The sequence below is a fragment of the Pseudomonas sp. FP2300 genome (assembly GCF_030687595.1).
GTDB lineage: Bacteria > Pseudomonadota > Gammaproteobacteria > Pseudomonadales > Pseudomonadaceae > Aquipseudomonas > Aquipseudomonas bijieensis.
Map to the genome: position 1 here is coordinate 6,203,768 of NZ_CP117440.1, position 17,650 is coordinate 6,221,417.

The 17,650-nt window shown below is 60.3% G+C and carries 16 protein-coding genes; 13 read left to right on the forward strand and 3 right to left on the reverse strand.

Annotation, left to right across the window (positions count from 1 at the left end; all coding sequences use genetic code 11):
* Position 1: 1 nt before the first annotated feature.
* The 11 genes from PSH86_RS27690 (at position 2) to PSH86_RS27740 (ending at position 14,093) form a co-directional block, all read left to right on the forward strand.
* Positions 2–2,800: an LPS-assembly protein LptD gene (locus PSH86_RS27690; RefSeq protein WP_109754974.1), complete on the forward strand. Its 2,799-nt coding sequence runs from the start codon at positions 2–4 to the stop codon at positions 2,798–2,800.
* Positions 2,781–4,097 carry a peptidylprolyl isomerase SurA gene (gene surA, locus PSH86_RS27695; RefSeq protein WP_146042601.1) on the forward strand — a complete coding sequence of 439 codons (1,317 nt, stop codon included), beginning with the start codon at positions 2,781–2,783 and terminating at the stop codon, positions 4,095–4,097. The genes PSH86_RS27690 and surA overlap by 20 nt, the downstream gene beginning before the upstream one ends.
* A complete protein-coding gene (pdxA, locus tag PSH86_RS27700; RefSeq protein WP_176689019.1) occupies positions 4,094–5,083 on the forward strand; it encodes a 4-hydroxythreonine-4-phosphate dehydrogenase PdxA in 990 nt (329 codons plus the stop codon). Before surA ends, pdxA begins: the two co-directional genes overlap by 4 nt.
* On the forward strand, positions 5,080–5,898 hold the full coding sequence (gene rsmA, locus PSH86_RS27705) for a 16S rRNA (adenine(1518)-N(6)/adenine(1519)-N(6))-dimethyltransferase RsmA (protein WP_109754976.1): 819 nt from the start codon (positions 5,080–5,082) through the stop codon (positions 5,896–5,898). The genes pdxA and rsmA overlap by 4 nt, the downstream gene beginning before the upstream one ends.
* A 115-nt stretch (positions 5,899–6,013) precedes the next feature.
* Entirely contained in the window at positions 6,014–6,394 is a 381-nt protein-coding gene (gene apaG, locus PSH86_RS27710) for a Co2+/Mg2+ efflux protein ApaG (protein ID WP_003206172.1), read from the forward strand.
* The gene (locus PSH86_RS27715; protein ID WP_109754977.1) at positions 6,394–7,269 is read left to right on the forward strand and encodes a symmetrical bis(5'-nucleosyl)-tetraphosphatase; all 876 of its coding nucleotides are present in this window, start codon (positions 6,394–6,396) and stop codon (positions 7,267–7,269) included. The genes apaG and PSH86_RS27715 overlap by 1 nt, the downstream gene beginning before the upstream one ends.
* 33 nt (positions 7,270–7,302) lie before the next feature.
* Positions 7,303–7,632: a thiosulfate sulfurtransferase GlpE gene (gene glpE, locus PSH86_RS27720; RefSeq protein WP_305486294.1), complete on the forward strand. Its 330-nt coding sequence runs from the start codon at positions 7,303–7,305 to the stop codon at positions 7,630–7,632.
* A gap of 302 nt (positions 7,633–7,934) precedes the next feature.
* A complete protein-coding gene (locus PSH86_RS27725) occupies positions 7,935–9,857 on the forward strand; it encodes a PrkA family serine protein kinase (RefSeq protein WP_109754979.1) in 1,923 nt (640 codons plus the stop codon).
* Between the two features lie 112 nt (positions 9,858–9,969).
* Positions 9,970–11,241, forward strand: coding sequence for a YeaH/YhbH family protein (locus PSH86_RS27730; protein WP_003206179.1), 1,272 nt, complete (start codon positions 9,970–9,972; stop codon positions 11,239–11,241).
* Positions 11,238–12,803: a SpoVR family protein gene (locus PSH86_RS27735; RefSeq protein ID WP_092255206.1), complete on the forward strand. Its 1,566-nt coding sequence runs from the start codon at positions 11,238–11,240 to the stop codon at positions 12,801–12,803. Before PSH86_RS27730 ends, PSH86_RS27735 begins: the two co-directional genes overlap by 4 nt.
* A 63-nt stretch (positions 12,804–12,866) precedes the next feature.
* Positions 12,867–14,093, forward strand: a complete 1,227-nt coding sequence (locus tag PSH86_RS27740) for a multifunctional CCA addition/repair protein (RefSeq protein ID WP_116833601.1) — start codon at positions 12,867–12,869, stop codon at positions 14,091–14,093.
* 130 nt (positions 14,094–14,223) lie between these two features.
* On the opposite strand, the gene folK is transcribed toward PSH86_RS27740, so the two are convergent.
* Together folK and folB are read right to left on the reverse strand one after the other, a co-directional pair.
* Positions 14,224–14,751 (reverse strand): 2-amino-4-hydroxy-6-hydroxymethyldihydropteridine diphosphokinase, encoded by a 528-nt coding sequence (gene folK, locus PSH86_RS27745; RefSeq protein WP_109754981.1) that lies wholly within the window; start codon positions 14,749–14,751, stop codon positions 14,224–14,226.
* Entirely contained in the window at positions 14,742–15,095 is a 354-nt protein-coding gene (folB, locus tag PSH86_RS27750; protein WP_039590767.1) for a dihydroneopterin aldolase, read from the reverse strand. The genes folK and folB overlap by 10 nt, the downstream gene beginning before the upstream one ends.
* 74 nt (positions 15,096–15,169) lie before the next feature.
* On the opposite strand from folB, the gene plsY reads away from it, so the two are divergent.
* The gene (plsY, locus tag PSH86_RS27755) at positions 15,170–15,739 is read left to right on the forward strand and encodes a glycerol-3-phosphate 1-O-acyltransferase PlsY (RefSeq protein WP_003206189.1); all 570 of its coding nucleotides are present in this window, start codon (positions 15,170–15,172) and stop codon (positions 15,737–15,739) included.
* 8 nt (positions 15,740–15,747) lie between these two features.
* Here the strand turns inward: plsY and tsaD are convergent, their stop codons facing one another.
* Positions 15,748–16,773: a tRNA (adenosine(37)-N6)-threonylcarbamoyltransferase complex transferase subunit TsaD gene (gene tsaD / locus PSH86_RS27760; protein ID WP_305486305.1), complete on the reverse strand. Its 1,026-nt coding sequence runs from the start codon at positions 16,771–16,773 to the stop codon at positions 15,748–15,750.
* Positions 16,774–16,972: 199 nt separating this feature from the next.
* On the opposite strand from tsaD, the gene rpsU reads away from it, so the two are divergent.
* Positions 16,973–17,188: a 30S ribosomal protein S21 gene (rpsU, locus tag PSH86_RS27765; RefSeq protein ID WP_002551877.1), complete on the forward strand. Its 216-nt coding sequence runs from the start codon at positions 16,973–16,975 to the stop codon at positions 17,186–17,188.
* Positions 17,189–17,650: the final 462 nt, after the last annotated feature.

A 17,650-nucleotide genomic window follows, 5' to 3' on the forward strand; every position in this document is an offset into this window, starting at 1 on the left:
GATGGCATTGAAATCCCCCGCGTTTCGTAAAAAATTTCCGTTGCTGGTCACCGGCAGTCTGCTGGCTCTGCAACCCCTGGCCTCTTCATTCGTCGTCGCGGCGCAGCAGTATGACTGCTCCGTCTCCGCTTCGGGTGCCTGGGACTGTGCGCCCAAGACACCGGCCGCCGCGTTGCCGCCGCGTCCCGTGCATGACGGCAGTGCGGTTTCCGACAGCGGCGCGGCTCCAGCCGACAGCAGCTCGGGCGAGGAAGTCGGCGAAAAGCCGATGCTCGTTACCGAAGCCAAGGGCCGCGGCCTGAAGTCGCGCAGTGCAGACTACAGTCACCTCGACTGGGTTCCGCGCGAGAACCTCACGCCTGCGCAATTGGCTGAGACCGGCCCTTACTGCTCGGGCGCCTACATCGAACCGACTCGTCCTGGCATGAACGACAAGACGGCCAAGAGCGACGCCCCCACCTTCCTTGGCGCCAAGGCGTCACGCTATCAGCAGGAAGAACAGGTGGCGACCCTGGCCGGTGACGTGGTCATGCGCCAGGGCAGCATGCAGGTCGAAGCCGACGAGGCGAGCCTGTACCAGGCCGAGAACCGTGGTGAGCTGAGCGGCAACGTGCGCGTTCGCGACAACGGCGCGCTGATCGTCGGCGACCACGCCGATGTGCAGCTGGACACCGGCGAAGCCAAGGTCGACAACGCCGAATACGTGATGCACAAGTCGCGCATCCGCGGTAACGCGCTGTACGCCAAGCGCGCCGAGAACGCGATCATCCGTCTCAAGGATGGTACGTACACCACGTGCGAACCGAACAGCAACGCCTGGACGCTCAAGGGCAACAACATCACCCTGAACCCGGCCACCGGCTTCGGTACCGCGACCAACGTGACGTTGCGGGTCAAGGACATTCCAGTCCTGTACACGCCTTATATTTATTTCCCGATCGACGACCGTCGCCAGTCCGGCTTCCTGCCGCCGACCATCGGCAGCAGCAGCGACACCGGCTTCCTGCTGGTCACCCCGTACTACTTCAACCTGGCGCCGAACTACGATGCCACGTTGTATCCGCGCTATATGGCCAAGCGCGGCCTGTTGATGGAAGGCGAGTTCCGCTACCTGACCAAATCCAGCGAAGGCCAGTTCGGCGCGGCGTACCTCAACGACGAAGACGATGAGCGCAGCGGGCAGAGCGACTACGACAAGACCCGCTATATGTACAACTGGCAGCACAAGGGCGGCCTCGATTCGCGCGTGCTGACGGAAGTCGACTACACCAAGATCAGCGATCCATACTATTTCCAGGATCTTGAAAGCGATCAGATTGGCATCGAATCCAATGATTACGTCAATCAACAAGGCGCAGTCAGCTATCGCGGCGACAGCTACACGGCGCGGGTGAATGCCCAAGCCTACCAAATGGCGACAATTTCGAAGATCACGCCTTACAACCGCTTGCCTCAGATCACCTTCATCGGTGAACTGCCGCAACACCCATATGGCCTGGACCTCGCTTACAAGACAGAACTGGTGCGGTTTGATCGTGACCTGCGGACCGGCACCTACACCGACGAAGACGGCAACTCCGAGCCGAGGCTGGACTCCAACGTTCGCGGATTGGCCCGGGCTAATGGCACTCGCCTGAATCTGGCGCCGGTAATGAGCCTGCCGATGGAAGCCACCTACGGCTTCATCACGCCGTCGCTCAAATACCAATACACCCAATACGACCTGGATCTGGACGGCATTGGCAAATCCCAGATCGCCGCGCAATCCGCCGAAACTGATCGTCTGCGCGGCACTTACAGCGGCAGCCAGAGCCGCGGCGTCCCAATCGCCAGCATCGATAGCGGCCTGTATTTCGACCGTGATACCCAGTGGTTCGGCACCAACTATCGCCAGACGCTGGAACCACGCCTGTTCTATCTCTACGTACCTGAGAAAGACCAGAGCGATATCCCTGTGTTCGACACCGGTGAGTACACCTTCAGCTACTCCTCGCTGTTCCGTGACAATCGTTTCTCGGGCTCCGACCGTGTCGGCGACGAGAACAAACTGTCGCTGGGCATAACCAGCCGCTGGATCCAGGAAAATGGTTTCGAACGCCAGCGTATCAGCGTCGGCCAGGCCTTGTACTTCAAGGACCGCGAAGTCCAGTTGCCGGGCATCGACTTCAACACGCGTGAAGATGCCAAGTCAGATGTATCGCCATACGCACTGGAATACGAGTTCCGCTGGAACCGCGACTGGCGCACGACGGCTACCTATAACTGGGATCCGGACACTCGCAGCCCGCGCTCGGGCAGTGCGATGTTCCACTATCAGCCGGAAGACAACCCGAACAAGGTCATCAACGCCGGTTATCGCTATCGCAACGACCAGGTCCGTTACGACCAGACCACTGGCCAATGGTCCGTGGGCGGCGGCGACTATGGCACCCCGGGCACCCCGGGCTACGTGAAGGACTACTACAAGATTCAGCAGCACGACTTCTCGGTCATCTGGCCGATCGTGCCGCAGTGGAACGCCATCAGCCGCTGGCAGTATGACTACAACCGCAACCGTACCCTGGAAGCCTTCGGTGGTTTCGAATACGACAACTGCTGCTGGAAACTGCGCCTGATCAACCGTTACTGGGTCGACTATGAAGAGTTCAGTCAAGCCGCCCCGGAAAACGAAAAAGGCGACCACGGCATCTTCCTCCAAATTGTTCTGAAGGGACTCGGCGGTCTTACCGGCACCAAGGTAGAGAGTTTCCTCGACAAAGGCATCCAAGGTTATCGTGAACGTGAAGACCAAGCTTTCTGATTGTCTGCGCCCGCTGATGCTGGGCGCGCTGTTCCTGGGTACCGCGGCCAACGCCGCGGTGCAGTCCATCGATAAAGTGGTGGCCATCGTCGACAACGACGTGGTCATGCAGAGCCAGTTGGACCAGCGCGTCCATGAAGTGCAGCAAACCATCGCCAAGCGCGGCGGTGGCTTGCCGCCAGCGGGTGTACTGGACCAGCAAGTGCTCGAACGCCTGATCGTCGAAAACCTGCAACTGCAGATCGGCGAACGCTCCGGCATTCGTATCACCGATGAAGAACTGAACCAGGCCGTCGGCACCATTGCCCAGCGCAATAACATGAGCATCGACCAGTTCCGCGCCGCCCTGGCTCGCGACGGCCTCTCCTACGAGGACGCCCGCGATCAGATCCGCCGCGAGATGGTCATCAGCCGTGTGCGCCAGCGCCGTGTCGCCGAACGCATCCAGGTGTCCGAGCAGGAAGTGAAGAATTTCCTCGCGTCCGACCTGGGCAAAATGCAGCTTTCCGAAGAACTGCACCTGGCGAACATCCTGATTCCTACCCCGGAAAGCGCCAACTCCGAAGCGATCCAGAGTGCTTATCGCCAGGCGATGGATGTCTACCAGCAGCTCAAGCAAGGCGCTGACTTCGGCCAGATGGCCATTGCCAAGTCGGGCAGCGACAATGCCCTGGAAGGCGGCGACATGGGTTGGCGCAAGCCTGCTCAACTGCCGCCTCCGTTCGACCGTGAACTGAGCGCCATGGCCGTGGGCGACATCACCCAGCCAGCTCGTACGCCCGGCGGTTTCATCATCCTGAAAGTGCTGGAAAAACGCGGTGGCGGAACCCAGGTCCGTGACGAAGTGCACGTTCGCCACATCCTGATCAAGCCAAGTGAAATCCGCAGCGAAGCCGAGACCAAGCGTCTGGCGGAGAAACTCTACGACCGCATCGAAGCGGGCGAAGACTTCGCCGAACTGGCGAAGAGTTTCTCGGAAGACCCGGGATCGGCCCTCAACGGCGGCGACCTGAACTGGGTCGACCCGAATGCACTGGTTCCGGAGTTCCGCCAAGTCATGGCCGACACCCCGCAAGGCCAGCTGTCCAAACCGTTCAAGAGCCCTTATGGCTGGCACGTGCTGGAAGTCCTTGGCCGCCGCGCCACCGACAGCACCACCCAGGCTCGCGAACAACAGGCGATGACCGTGTTGCGCAACCGCAAATACGACGAAGAGCTGCAAACCTGGCTGCGTCAGATTCGCGACGAAGCCTACGTTGAAATCAAACTCCCTGGTGCAGACCAGGCAGCGCAGTGAAACCCAAGCGTTTCGCGCTGACACCCGGCGAACCAGCCGGCATCGGTCCCGACCTGTGCCTGCTGCTCGCCTCGCAACCCCAGCCGTATCCCCTGATTGCCATTACCAGTCGCGACCTGCTCCTTGAGCGGGCCGCGCAGCTGGGGGTGGTCGTCGACCTGCTGCCGGTAACACCGCAAGCCTGGCCGAATGTCCCGGCGCCCGCCAACAGCCTGTACGTCTGGGATACGTCCCTGGGCGCGCCGGTCGTCACCGGGCAGCTGGACAAGGCCAACGCCGCGTTCGTCCTGCAAACTCTGACCCGCGCAGGCGAAGGCTGCCTGGACGGGACTTTCGCAGGCATGATCACCGCTCCGGTGCACAAAGGCGTGATCAACGAATCCGGGATTGCCTTTTCCGGCCACACCGAATTCCTGGCCGACCTGACCCACACCGCGCAAGTGGTGATGATGCTCGCGACCCGCGGCCTGCGTGTGGCCTTGGTGACCACTCACCTGCCCTTGCGGGACATCGCCGACGCCATCACCCCGGAACGCCTTGAGCGGGTCACGCGCATCCTGCACGCCGACCTCCAGGAAAAATTCGGCATCGCCCGGCCACGCATCCTGGTCTGTGGGCTCAATCCCCATGCCGGTGAAGGCGGACACCTGGGCCGTGAAGAAATCGACATCATCGAACCCACCTTGGAGCGCTTGCGCAGCGAGGGCATGGACCTGCGTGGCCCGCTGCCTGCCGACACTCTGTTTACCCCAAAATATCTGGAGCACTGCGACGCGGTGCTGGCGATGTACCACGACCAGGGCCTGCCCGTGCTGAAGTACAAAGGCTTCGGCGCAGCGGTCAACATAACGTTGGGCCTGCCGATCATCCGCACCTCCGTGGACCACGGTACCGCCCTGGACCTGGCCGGCAGCGGCAAGATCGATACCGGCAGCCTGCAAGTCGCGCTGGAAACCGCCTACCAGATGGCCGAGACCCATTTATGACCGAGCAATACCAACACCGCGCGCGCAAGCGCTTCGGCCAGAACTTCCTGCATGACGCCGGCGTGATCGATCGCATCTTGCGTTCCATCCGGGCCAAGCCCGACGATCGCCTGCTGGAAATCGGACCGGGCCAGGGCGCCCTGACCGAAGGCCTGCTCGACAGCGGCGCACAACTGGACGTGGTGGAACTGGACAAGGACCTGGTCCCGATCCTCAACCAGCAGTTCGCCGGCAGGAGCAATTTCAACCTGCACCAGGGCGACGCACTGAAGTTCGACTTCAATAGCCTGGACGCCGCGCCGAGCAGCCTGCGGGTGGTGGGAAACCTGCCGTACAACATCTCCACGCCGCTGATTTTCCACCTGCTGAGCAACGCCAGCCTGATCCGCGACATGCACTTCATGCTGCAGAAAGAAGTGGTCGAGCGCCTCGCCGCCGGCCCGGGTGGTGGCGATTGGGGTCGGCTGTCGATCATGGTCCAGTACCATTGCCGGGTCGAACATCTGTTCAACGTCGGCCCGGGCGCATTCAACCCGCCGCCGAAGGTCGACTCGGCCATCGTCCGCCTGGTGCCTCATGCCGTGCTGCCGCACCCGGCCAAGGATCATCGCCTGCTGGAGCGGGTGGTGCGCGAAGCGTTCAACCAACGACGCAAAACCTTGCGCAACACCTTGAAACTGTTGCTCAGCAGCGCTGAAATCGAAGCCGCCGGCGTCGATGGCAGCCTGCGCCCCGAGCAACTGGACCTGGCAGCTTTCGTGCGCCTGGCCGACAAGCTCAGCGAACAGGTCGCCCCGCAAGTCGACGCCAACTGAGCGGACGACGATCGCTATCGGGCAGTACGCCAGTCTGGCCTACTACCCGATACTTGGCCTAGACTGATCGTCTGAGTCGCGCCCGCGTCCCGCTTCGCTTTTAAGGCCTTTTTGCATGTCCGATCCTCGTTACCAGGTCGACGTCAGCGTCACCACACGTTTTCTGGCAGAACAGTCGCAACCCGAGCATGACCGCTTCGCCTTCGCCTACAGCATTACCGTGCGCAATAACGGCTCCTTGCCCGCCAGGCTGCTGTCGCGGCACTGGATCATCACCGACGGCGATGGCCATGTCGAAGAAGTGCGTGGAGAAGGCGTTGTCGGCCAACAGCCGTTGATCGACGCCGGCAAAAGCCACAGCTACAGCAGCGGAACGGTGATGACGACCAAGGTCGGTACCATGCAGGGCACCTACCAGATGCTGGCCGAGGACGGCAAACGCTTCGACGCCGTCATCAAGCCCTTTCGCCTGGCCGTGCCCGGAGCCCTGCACTAATGGCCACGTACGCGGTCGGTGACCTGCAAGGCTGCCTCGACCCGCTCAAATGCCTGCTGGAGCGCGTCGAGTTCGATCCGCAAAAAGACACGCTGTGGCTGGTGGGTGACCTGGTCAACCGCGGCCCGCAGTCCCTCGAGACGTTGCGTTTTCTCTACAGCATCCGCCAGTCGCTGGTGTGCGTGCTCGGCAACCACGACCTGCATCTGCTGGCCGCCTGGCAGAACATCGAACGCCTGAAAAAATCCGATACCCTGAACGAAATACTCGCGGCCCCCGATTGCGTCGAGCTGCTGGAGTGGTTGCGCCAGCAAAAGCTCATGCACTACGACGAAGCGCGCAACCTGGCGCTGGTCCATGCTGGCATCCCGCCCCAATGGTCCCTGCGCAAGGCACTCAAATGCGCTGGCGAGGTCGAGCAGGCATTGCGCGACGACAATCTGTTCGCCCCCTACCTGGATGGCATGTACGGTAACGAGCCGGTCAAGTGGGACAACGACCTCACCGGTAGCGCCCGTCTTCGGGTCATCACCAATTACTTCACGCGCATGCGTTTCTGCACCCGCGACGGCAAGCTCGATCTCAAGGGCAAGGAAGGCATCGAGACCGCACCGCCTGGCTACGCCCCCTGGTTCAAGCACAGCGAGCGCAAGACCCGTCACCTGAAGATCATTTTCGGGCACTGGGCGGCACTGGGAGGCCAATCCGACGAGCCCGGCGTCTTCGCGCTCGATACCGGTTGCGTGTGGGGCAGTGCCATGACGCTGATGAACGTCGATACTTTCGAGCAACTGCGTTGCGATTGCGACGAGCAGGGCCACGCTAAAATCCACCACCCGACCACTGCACCATTGCCGGCCGGCACTGCCGTTTGACCGGCGTTGCGTTTCAGCGCTACAGGAGTCCTCATGACCGAATTCAAACGCATCCCCCCGGAACAGGCCCAGGCCCTGCGCGAGCAAGGCGCAGTCGTCGTCGACGTCCGCGACCCAGCCACTTTTGCGGCTGCGCATATCAGTGGTTCCAGGCATCTGGATAACCACTCCATCGCCGACTTCATCCGGGCCGCCGACCTCGACGCACCTACCATGGTGGTCTGCTATCACGGCAACTCCAGCCAGAGCGCAGCCGCCTACCTGGTCAGCCAGGGCTTCAGTGACGTCTACAGCATGGACGGCGGTTTTGAGTTGTGGCGTACGACTTATCCTTCAGAAATAGCGAAAGGCACTCACGAATAATTTTTTATGCCGTCCCAAGCCCGCGAGAACCGTGGGCTTGAGCACTGGCAGACGAACGGTCTGCCACAACTAATTACGTATTCCACCTTTACCTCTCCGATTCCGAACTATCCTTAGCCTCAGGCCATCCAAAACAGGGGAGAGCCGGTACACCGGCGCACGGGTCATCGGGAGTAAGCTTTCAAGAGCCTGCATTCTTGAAAGCATTCTGGGGGGTAAGCAGCAGCTGGGTTCCACCAGCGGCTGACCAGCATCGACTGATTGATCCGCCACCGGCTCCACGTATCGAGCGAGGTGACGTCATGAGTATTTTTAGCCACTTCCAGCAACGTTTCGAGTCCACGCGGCAGGAGGAATACTCGCTGCAGGAATACCTCGAACTCTGCAAACAGGACCGTAGCGCCTACGCATCGGCTGCGGAGCGTCTGTTGCTGGCAATCGGAGAACCGGAACTGCTGGATACCTCGACCAACTCGAGGCTCTCGCGAATCTTTTCCAACAAGGTGATTCGCCGCTATCCGGCCTTTGCAGACTTCCATGGGATGGAAGAATGCATCGAACAGATCGTGTCCTATTTCCGCCATGCCGCCCAAGGCCTGGAAGAGAAGAAGCAAATCCTTTATCTGCTCGGCCCCGTGGGCGGCGGTAAATCGTCCCTGGCCGAAAAACTCAAGCAACTGATCGAAAAAGTGCCCTTCTACGCGATCAAGGGCTCGCCGGTGTTCGAATCGCCCCTGGGCCTCTTCAACGCCACAGAGGACGGCGCGATCCTCGAGGAAGACTTCGGCATTCCACGCCGCTACCTCAATACCATCATGTCGCCATGGGCCACCAAGCGCCTCGCCGAATTCGGTGGTGACATCAGCCAGTTCCGTGTGGTCAAGCTCTACCCTTCGATCCTTAACCAGATCGCAGTGGCCAAGACCGAGCCGGGCGACGAAAACAACCAGGATATTTCGGCCCTGGTGGGCAAGGTCGATATCCGCAAACTGGAAGAATTCCCACAGAACGACGCCGATGCCTACAGCTACTCGGGTGCGCTGTGCCGGGCCAACCAGGGCCTGATGGAGTTCGTCGAAATGTTCAAGGCGCCCATCAAGGTGCTGCACCCCCTGCTGACCGCCACCCAGGAAGGCAACTACAACAGCACCGAGGGCCTGGGGGCCATTCCGTTCACCGGCATCCTGCTGGCTCACTCCAACGAGTCGGAATGGCATACCTTCCGCAACAACAAGAACAACGAGGCCTTCATCGACCGGATCTACATCGTCAAGGTGCCGTACTGCCTGCGGGTGACCGACGAAGTGAAGATCTACGACAAGCTGCTGTTCAACAGCTCGCTGTCCAAGGCCCATTGCGCCCCTGACACGCTGAAGATGCTGGCCCAGTTCACGGTGCTGTCGCGCCTCAAGGAGCCGGAAAACTCCAACATCTATTCGAAGATGCGCGTGTACGACGGTGAAAACCTCAAGGACACCGATCCGAAGGCCAAGTCGATCCAGGAATACCGCGACAACGCGGGGGTCGATGAAGGCATGAACGGTCTGTCCACACGCTTCGCGTTCAAGATCCTGTCCAAGGTCTTCAACTTCGACCCTCACGAGATCGCGGCCAACCCGGTTCACCTGCTGTATGTGCTGGAACAGCAGATCGAGCAGGAGCAATTCCAGGCCGAAACCCGCGAGCGTTACCTGCGTTTCCTCAAGGAGTACCTTGCCCCGCGCTACATCGAGTTCATCGGCAAGGAAATCCAGACCGCATACCTGGAGTCCTACAGCGAATACGGCCAGAACATCTTCGACCGCTACGTGCTGTACGCAGACTTCTGGATCCAGGACCAGGAATACCGCGACCCGGAAACCGGCGAAATACTCAATCGCGTGGCCCTCAACGAAGAGCTGGAGAAAATCGAGAAACCGGCAGGCATCAGCAATCCGAAGGATTTCCGCAACGAGATCGTCAACTTCGTGCTGCGCGCCCGGGCCAACAACAACGGCAAGAACCCAACCTGGCTCAGCTATGAAAAGCTGCGGGTGGTCATCGAGAAGAAAATGTTCTCCAACACCGAAGACCTGCTGCCAGTCATCAGCTTCAACGCCAAGGCCAGCAAGGAGGACCAGCAAAAACACAACGACTTCGTTACACGCATGGTCGAACGTGGCTACACCGACAAACAGGTACGGCTGCTCTCCGAGTGGTACCTGCGGGTCCGGAAATCGCAGTAAGCAGCGGCAAGCTTCTAGCTACAAGCTGCAAGGAACGGCGTTGAGCCCAAGGCTCGACGCCACTCCTCTTGCAGCCTGAGGCTTACGACTTGAAGCTCCCCCGGAGGGGCCTATGAGCTATGTGATCGACCGACGCCTTAATGGCAAGAACAAGAGCACGGTGAACCGCCAGCGGTTTCTGCGGCGCTACCGTGACCACATCAAGAAGGCCGTCGAAGAGGCGGTCAGCCGGCGCTCCATTACCGACATGGAGCACGGCGAACAGATCAGCATCCCCGGCCGCGATATCGACGAGCCGGTGCTTCACCATGGCCGCGGCGGCAAACAGACCGTCGTGCACCCAGGCAACAAGGAATTCACCAGTGGCGAGCACATCCCCCGTCCCCAGGGTGGTGGTGGCGGCAAAGGGCCCGGTAAAGCCGGCAACTCCGGCGAAGGCATGGATGAGTTCGTGTTCCAGATCACCCAGGAGGAATTCCTGGAGTTCATGTTCGAGGACCTGGAACTGCCGAACCTGGTCAAGCGCAACCTGACCGGCACCGACACCTTCAAGACCGTGCGGGCCGGTATCAGCAATGAAGGCAATCCGTCACGCATCAATATCATCCGCACCCTCCGCTCCGCCCACGCACGGCGTATCGCGCTGTCGGGCAGCAGCCGGGCAAAACTGCGCGAGGCCAAGGAAGAACTGGCCCGCCTGAAACGCGAAGAACCCGACAATTTTGGCGATATTCAGGACCTGGAAGCGGAAATCGAGAAACTCAGCGCACGCATCCACCGCGTACCGTTCCTCGACACCTTCGACCTCAAGTACAACCTGCTGGTGAAACAGCCAAACCCCAGCTCCAAGGCGGTGATGTTCTGCCTGATGGACGTATCCGGCTCCATGACCCAGGCCACCAAGGACATCGCCAAACGCTTCTTCATCCTGTTGTACCTGTTCCTGAAGCGGAACTACGACAAGATCGATGTAGTGTTCATCCGCCACCACACCAGCGCCAGGGAAGTGGACGAAGAGGAATTCTTCTACTCCAGGGAGACCGGCGGCACCATTGTCTCCAGCGCCCTGAAGCTGATGCAGGAGATCATGGCCGAACGCTACCCCGCCAACGAATGGAACATCTATGCAGCCCAGGCGTCGGACGGCGACAACTGGAATGACGACTCACCGATCTGTCGCGACATCCTGATCAACCAGATCATGCCATTCGTCCAGTACTACACTTATGTGGAGATTACTCCACGCGAACACCAGGCCCTGTGGTACGAATACGAACGGATAGCCGAAGCTTTTTCCGACACATTTGCCCAACAGCAACTGGTCTCGGCCGGGGATATCTACCCGGTCTTCCGTGAACTCTTCCAGCGCAGGTTAGTGACATGACCGCCAAAAAAGAGCAGAAGCGCCAGCCCATTTCCACCGGCTCCGAATGGACGTTCGAGCTGATCAAGGCCTACGACCGCGAAATCAGCCGTATCGCGGACCGCTACGCCCTCGACACCTACCCGAACCAGATCGAGGTGATCACCGCCGAGCAAATGATGGACGCCTATGCGTCGGTCGGCATGCCGCTGGGCTATCACCACTGGTCCTACGGCAAGCACTTCCTCAGTACCGAGAAATCCTACAGTCGAGGCCAGATGGGACTGGCCTATGAGATCGTCATCAACTCCGACCCCTGCATCGCCTACCTGATGGAGGAAAACACCATCTGCATGCAGGCCCTGGTGGTGGCGCATGCCTGCTATGGGCACAACAGCTTCTTCAAGGGCAACTACCTGTTCCGCACCTGGACCGATGCCAGCTCGATCATCGATTACCTGGTGTTTGCCAAGCAGTACATCATGCAGTGCGAGGAGCGCCATGGCATCGACGCGGTGGAGGACCTCCTGGACTCCTGCCACGCCCTGATGAACTACGGCGTGGACCGCTACAAACGGCCGTATCCGATTTCCGCCGAAGAAGAACGCCGGCGCCAAAAGGACCGCGAAGAGCACCTGCAAAAACAGATCAACGATCTGTGGCGCACCATTCCCAAGGGTGCAGACAAGTACAACGAAAAAGACAATGCCCGTTTTCCTGCCGAGCCCCAGGAGAACATTCTCTATTTCATTGAAAAACATGCGCCCCTGTTGGAACCGTGGCAGCGGGAAATCGTGCGTATCGTGCGTAAGATCGCCCAGTATTTCTATCCACAACGCCAAACCCAGGTCATGAACGAGGGATGGGCCACGTTCTGGCACTACACGCTGATGAACGACCTGTACGACGAGGGCCTGGTTACCGACGGCTTCATGATGGAGTTCCTGACGTCCCACACCAGCGTGGTGTTCCAACCTGGTTTCGACAGCCCGTACTACAGCGGCATCAACCCTTACGCACTGGGTTTCGCCATGTACCGCGACATCCGCCGCATGTGCGAAAACCCCACCGAGGAAGATCGTCGCTGGTTCCCGGAAATCGCCGGTTCGGACTGGTTGTCCGCCATTAAATTCGCCATGAGCAGTTTCAAGGACGAAAGCTTCATCTTGCAGTACCTCTCGCCCAAGGTGATCCGCGACCTGAAATTGTTCAGCATTCTGGATGATGACCAGAAAGATGACTTGGTAGTGCCCGCCATTCACGATGAGAGCGGCTATCGCATCATCCGCGAAACCCTGGCGGCGCAGTACAACCTGGGCAATCGCGAGCCCAACGTGCAGATCTACAGCATCGACCGCCGCGGCGATCGCTCGCTGACCCTGCGGCACCAGGCGCACAACCGCAAACCACTGGGCGACTCCACCGATGAAGTGCTCAAGCACCTGCACCGGCTCTGGGGTTTCGACATCCACCTGGAAACCCTGCAAGGCGACCAAGTGATGAAAACCCATCATGTACCTCCCAAAGGCGAACAAGCCGAAGGAGACTATGGCCGCCTGGACCTGGCGGTCATTCATCTTTGATCCCGTTTTCGCCTCCGGAGGTCCGACGCAAAGGTTATCCTGTCGGATCAACGGAGGTTTTTTATGCAGATCTATAAAGTTGGCGGCGCCGTTCGCGATCGCCTGCTGGGCATTCCCGTCACCGACATCGATCGGGTCGTCGTGGGGGCCACCGCCGAGGAAATGCTCGCCAAAGGTTTTCGCCCCGTGGGGGCTGACTTTCCGGTATTCCTCGACCCGAAGACCGGCGAGGAATACGCCCTCGCCCGTACCGAACGCAAGAGCGGTCGAGGCTATGGCGGCTTCGTGTTCCATGCCAGCCCTGAAGTGACCTTGGAGGAGGACCTGGTTCGCCGGGACTTGACCATCAACGCCATGGCTGAAGATGACCATGGCAACCTGACCGATCCGTACCACGGCCAACGCGATCTGGAAGCCCGCGTTCTGCGTCACGTATCCCCCGCTTTCGCCGAAGATCCCCTCCGAGTTTTGCGAGTTGCCCGCTTTGCCGCACGCTATGCACCGCTGGGCTTCAAGGTGGCGGACGAAACCCTTGGACTGATGCGCCAGCTCAGTGAGTCCGGCGAATTGGAAGCATTGACGGCCGAGCGCAGTTGGAAAGAAATTTCCCGCGCCCTCATGGAAAAACAGCCACAGGTATTTATCCAGGTCCTACGCGACTGCACGGCCCTCAAGGTTCTGATGCCCGAGGTCGATGCGCTGTTCGGCGTGCCTCAGCCTGAAGCCCACCACCCGGAAATCGACACGGGCTTGCACACCCTGAGCGTGCTGGAACAGGCGGCACTGCACCAGCAACCCCTGACCGTCCGCTGGGCTTGCCTGCTCCATGACCTGGGCAAAGGCCTGACACCCGAACACGAATGGCCGCGGCACATCGCCCATGAGCACAAAGGCTTGAAGCTGATCAAAGCGGTCAATGAGCGCTTCAAGGTACCGCGCGATTGTCAGGAACTGGCACTGTTGGTCGGCCAGTATCACACCCATGCTCATCGTGCGCTTGAGCTGAAGGCGTCCACCTTGCTTGAGCTGTTGCAGAGTTTTGACGTGTACCGTCGGCCTCAGCGCTTCGAGGAGTTCATCGCGGCGTGCGAGATGGATGCCCGTGGTCGCAAAGGCCTGGAAAATCGAAGTTATCCACAGGCGGATTATCTGCGCGGCGCAGCAGCGGCGGCCCGCGCAGTGGCAGTGCAGCCTTTGCTGGAGAAAGGTTTCAAGGGTCCGGAGCTGGGTGAGGCGATCAAACGGGAGCGACTCAGGGTATTGAAAGCGTATAAGGAATCAGCGGGCTGACACCCCGTTTGCAGCTCAGGTGAGTGCGCCGATCTGATCGCGAGCAGGCTCGCTCCCACAGGGCTCGTGGCAGACATGGCCTCTGCGTTCGCATAGATCAAATGTGGGAGCGAGCCTGCTCGCGATAACGTTATGAAAGTCGCAGCAGGTCCAAAGGCGTAAGTTGCTCCCCCCGCCATTCGAAAGCCACCGGCGCCAGTACCTGATCAATCTGCGCTTCTTCCCACAACGCGGCAAAGCTCTTGCCCACACCAGGATGAATCCGATCCGGCGCGATCAACGACAACGGCCACAACACGAAGGCGTTCTTGAGGATCTCCGCGCGAGGCAGGATCAGCCCGTCGAAGTTGCCAACCTGTTCGCCATATAACAGCACGTCGATATCCAGCGGCAGCCCCTTGCGGTCCGGCGCATAGCGACCGTTGTCCGCCTCGATGAACTTGAGGCGACGATCCAGCTCCATCAGCGGCAGATCCGTGAAGGCCGAAACGACAAAATTGAAGAAAGGCCCGCTTTTGATACCCACCGGCTGGCTCTCGAACACGGCCGAACAGCGCATGTCCACCAGGAATCCGGCCAAGGCCTCCAGACCGGCGCATAGATGGGTTTCGCGCTCGATGTTGCTGCCGAGCCCGAGAAAAACCTGAGTCAGCGGCATCCGCGCTCGATCTCCACGCCAACGCCGCTGGCCGCCGGTACGGCGCCGGGCTTGGTCACTTTCAGACGCAACCAGGTGATCTTGAACTCATCCATGAGTTCCTGGGCCAGTCGCTCGGCGAAGGTCTCGACCAATTGGAACTGCGCCTGCTCGGCAAACGCCTGGATGCGCGAGGAGACGCTGGCGTAGTCGAGCGCCAGGGTCAGGTCGTCGCCCGCGGCAGCCGGGCGGTTGTCCCAGGCGAAGCTCAGGTCAAGCCGCAGGCACTGTCGGATGCCTCGCTCCCAGTCGTAGGCACCGATTACCGTGTCGACTTCCAGGCCCTCGATAAACACTCTGTCCAAGCACTCTTCTCCGCAGCACGACAAGGGCGCAATGCGCCGTTAGAATCAGGGCGTCCTCGCCCGGAATAGTTAGCATGTTTTGGTTACTGGCGATTCTCGCCTACCTGCTCGGCTCGCTGTCCTTCGCCATTTTGCTCAGCCGCCTGACCGGTCGCCCGGATCCGCGAATGAGTGGCTCAGGCAATGCCGGAGCCACCAACATGCTGCGCCTGGCCGGACGCAAACTCGCGATCCTGACCCTGCTGGGCGACCTCTGCAAAGGCCTTGTCCCGGTATTGATCGCCAGCCTTGCAGGGCTCTCGTTGCAGCAACAGGCCTGGATCGGCGTCTGCGCCGTCATCGGCCATCTATTCCCGCTGTACTTTCGCTTTCGGGGCGGCAAGGGTGTCGCCACCGCCGCCGGCATGCTGCTGGGCCTGTACCCGCCCGCCGCCCTGCTGGCTGTCTGTGCCTGGCTGCTGACCTTCTACCTGACCCGCACCAGCTCCCTGGCCGCGCTGATCGCCACGCCGTTGACCCTACCGTTGCTGGCCTGGCAGGAACCGGCGGCCTTGCTACCAATGACCGCCCTGGTCGCACTGATCGTCTGGCGTCACCGGGGCAATCTACGCGACCTGTTCGCCGGGCGCGAACGGCATTTTTAAATGACGCCTCACAGCGGCGCCAACTGCTCCATCGGCCAGCGCGCCTGCACACTTATCGCCAGGCTTTCCTGCTGGCCGGCCTGCAATCGCTGGCAGCCGGCAAAGGCAATCATTGCGCCGTTATCTGTACAGAACTCCGGTCGGGCGTAGTAAACGTCGCCCTTCATGTCGCCGAGCATTTTCTCCAGCGATGTGCGCAGGGCCTTGTTCGCGCTCACACCACCGGCGATCACCAGGCGCTTGAGCCCGGCCTGCTTGAGGGCACGCTTGCACTTGATGGTCAAAGTCTCCACCACGGCCTGCTGGAACGCCAGCGAGATGTCGCAACGGGCTTGTTCACTGTCGTCCCCGGCGCTGACGCACTGCTGCCAGGTGTTCAGCGCGAAGGTCTTCAATCCGCTGAAACTGAAATCCAGGCCCGGGCGGTCGCACATCGGTCGCGGGAACACGAAGCGCCCATCGACCCCTTGCGTTGCAAGCCGGGAGATTTCCGGCCCGCCTGGATAATTGAGGCCCATCATTTTTGCAGTTTTGTCGAACGCTTCGCCGGCGGCATCGTCGAGGGTTTCGCCGAGCAACTCGTATTGGCCGATGCCATCGACCCGGATGAGCTGCGTATGGCCGCCCGATACCAACAAAGCGACGAACGGAAACTGTGGCGGTTGCGGCTCCAGCATCGGCGCAAGCAAGTGGCCTTCCATGTGATGCACACCCAAGGCCGGGATACCCCAGGCAAAGGCCAGCGCCTGGGCACAGGAAGCGCCCACCAGCAACGCGCCCACCAGGCCCGGGCCGGCGGTGTAGGCGATGCCGTCGATCTCGGTCGGCACGCAGCCAGCTTCGGCCAGAACCTGACGGATCAAGGGCAGCATGCGCTTGACGTGATCACGGGAGGCCAACTCGGGCACCACCCCGCCATAGGCGCGATGCAGGTCGATCTGGCTGAACAGCGCATCGGCCAGCAGGCCGCGTTCACTGTCGAAAAGTGCGACACCGGTTTCGTCGCAAGAGGTTTCTAATCCCAGTACTAGCATGGGTTTGCGCCTTGTAGAGGCTGAATTCGAAGGCGCGCATAATAGTCGCCACGTTGTGCCCCGACCAGCGGTTTTCGATCAGAGGCTTTGCATTCCGAGCGTTGAGGGGTTAACATCCGCAACCCTTAAAAACCGACGTCTTCAAGTGCTCTTTTGCCGCGAGGATGTTGACCCCGGTAATGAATGAAGGTAGCTCTGGATGCCAGCCGTCAAAGTAAAAGAGAACGAACCCTTCGACGTAGCTCTGCGTCGTTTCAAGCGCTCCTGCGAAAAAGCCGGTGTTCTGGCTGAAGTTCGTAGCCGCGAATTCTACGAGAAGCCGACTTCTGAGCGTAAGCGCAAGGCAGCAGCCGCTGTTAAGCGTCACGCCAAGAAAGTTCAGCGCGAACAGCGCCGCGCCGTACGTCTGTACTAATACACAGACGTCCGTAGCAAGCTTCTGCCAAGCCCGGCCCTCAAGCCGGGCTTATGGCATTTGCGGAATAACGCTTGATGCTTCACCGTCAAAGCCGCAGACGCGACCAAGACAACCTGCTTCACCGCGTCAGACCTGGCTCTTTTGCCAGCGGTGCACGTCTTTCCTGACGAGCCTTCCAAGGCTACCGACGAGCACACCCTGATTCCTCTAACGACGATCAGCCCAAGGCACCTGCCTGCGTGCCCGCTTCATGAGCTAACCGAGGCCTGAACAGCCGTTACCGGACTCAGCGCAACACATTCAAACAGTCGAATACTGATAGTTATTAACGTCAGTGGATTATCGGCAGATACACTTCCCGACAGCGATGATGCAGACGACCCGGTCGAGCCACCGATTTAGCGTGCCTCAAACCCAGACCCGGTTACGCCTGCCGATTTCGGGTCCATATTTCGCGCA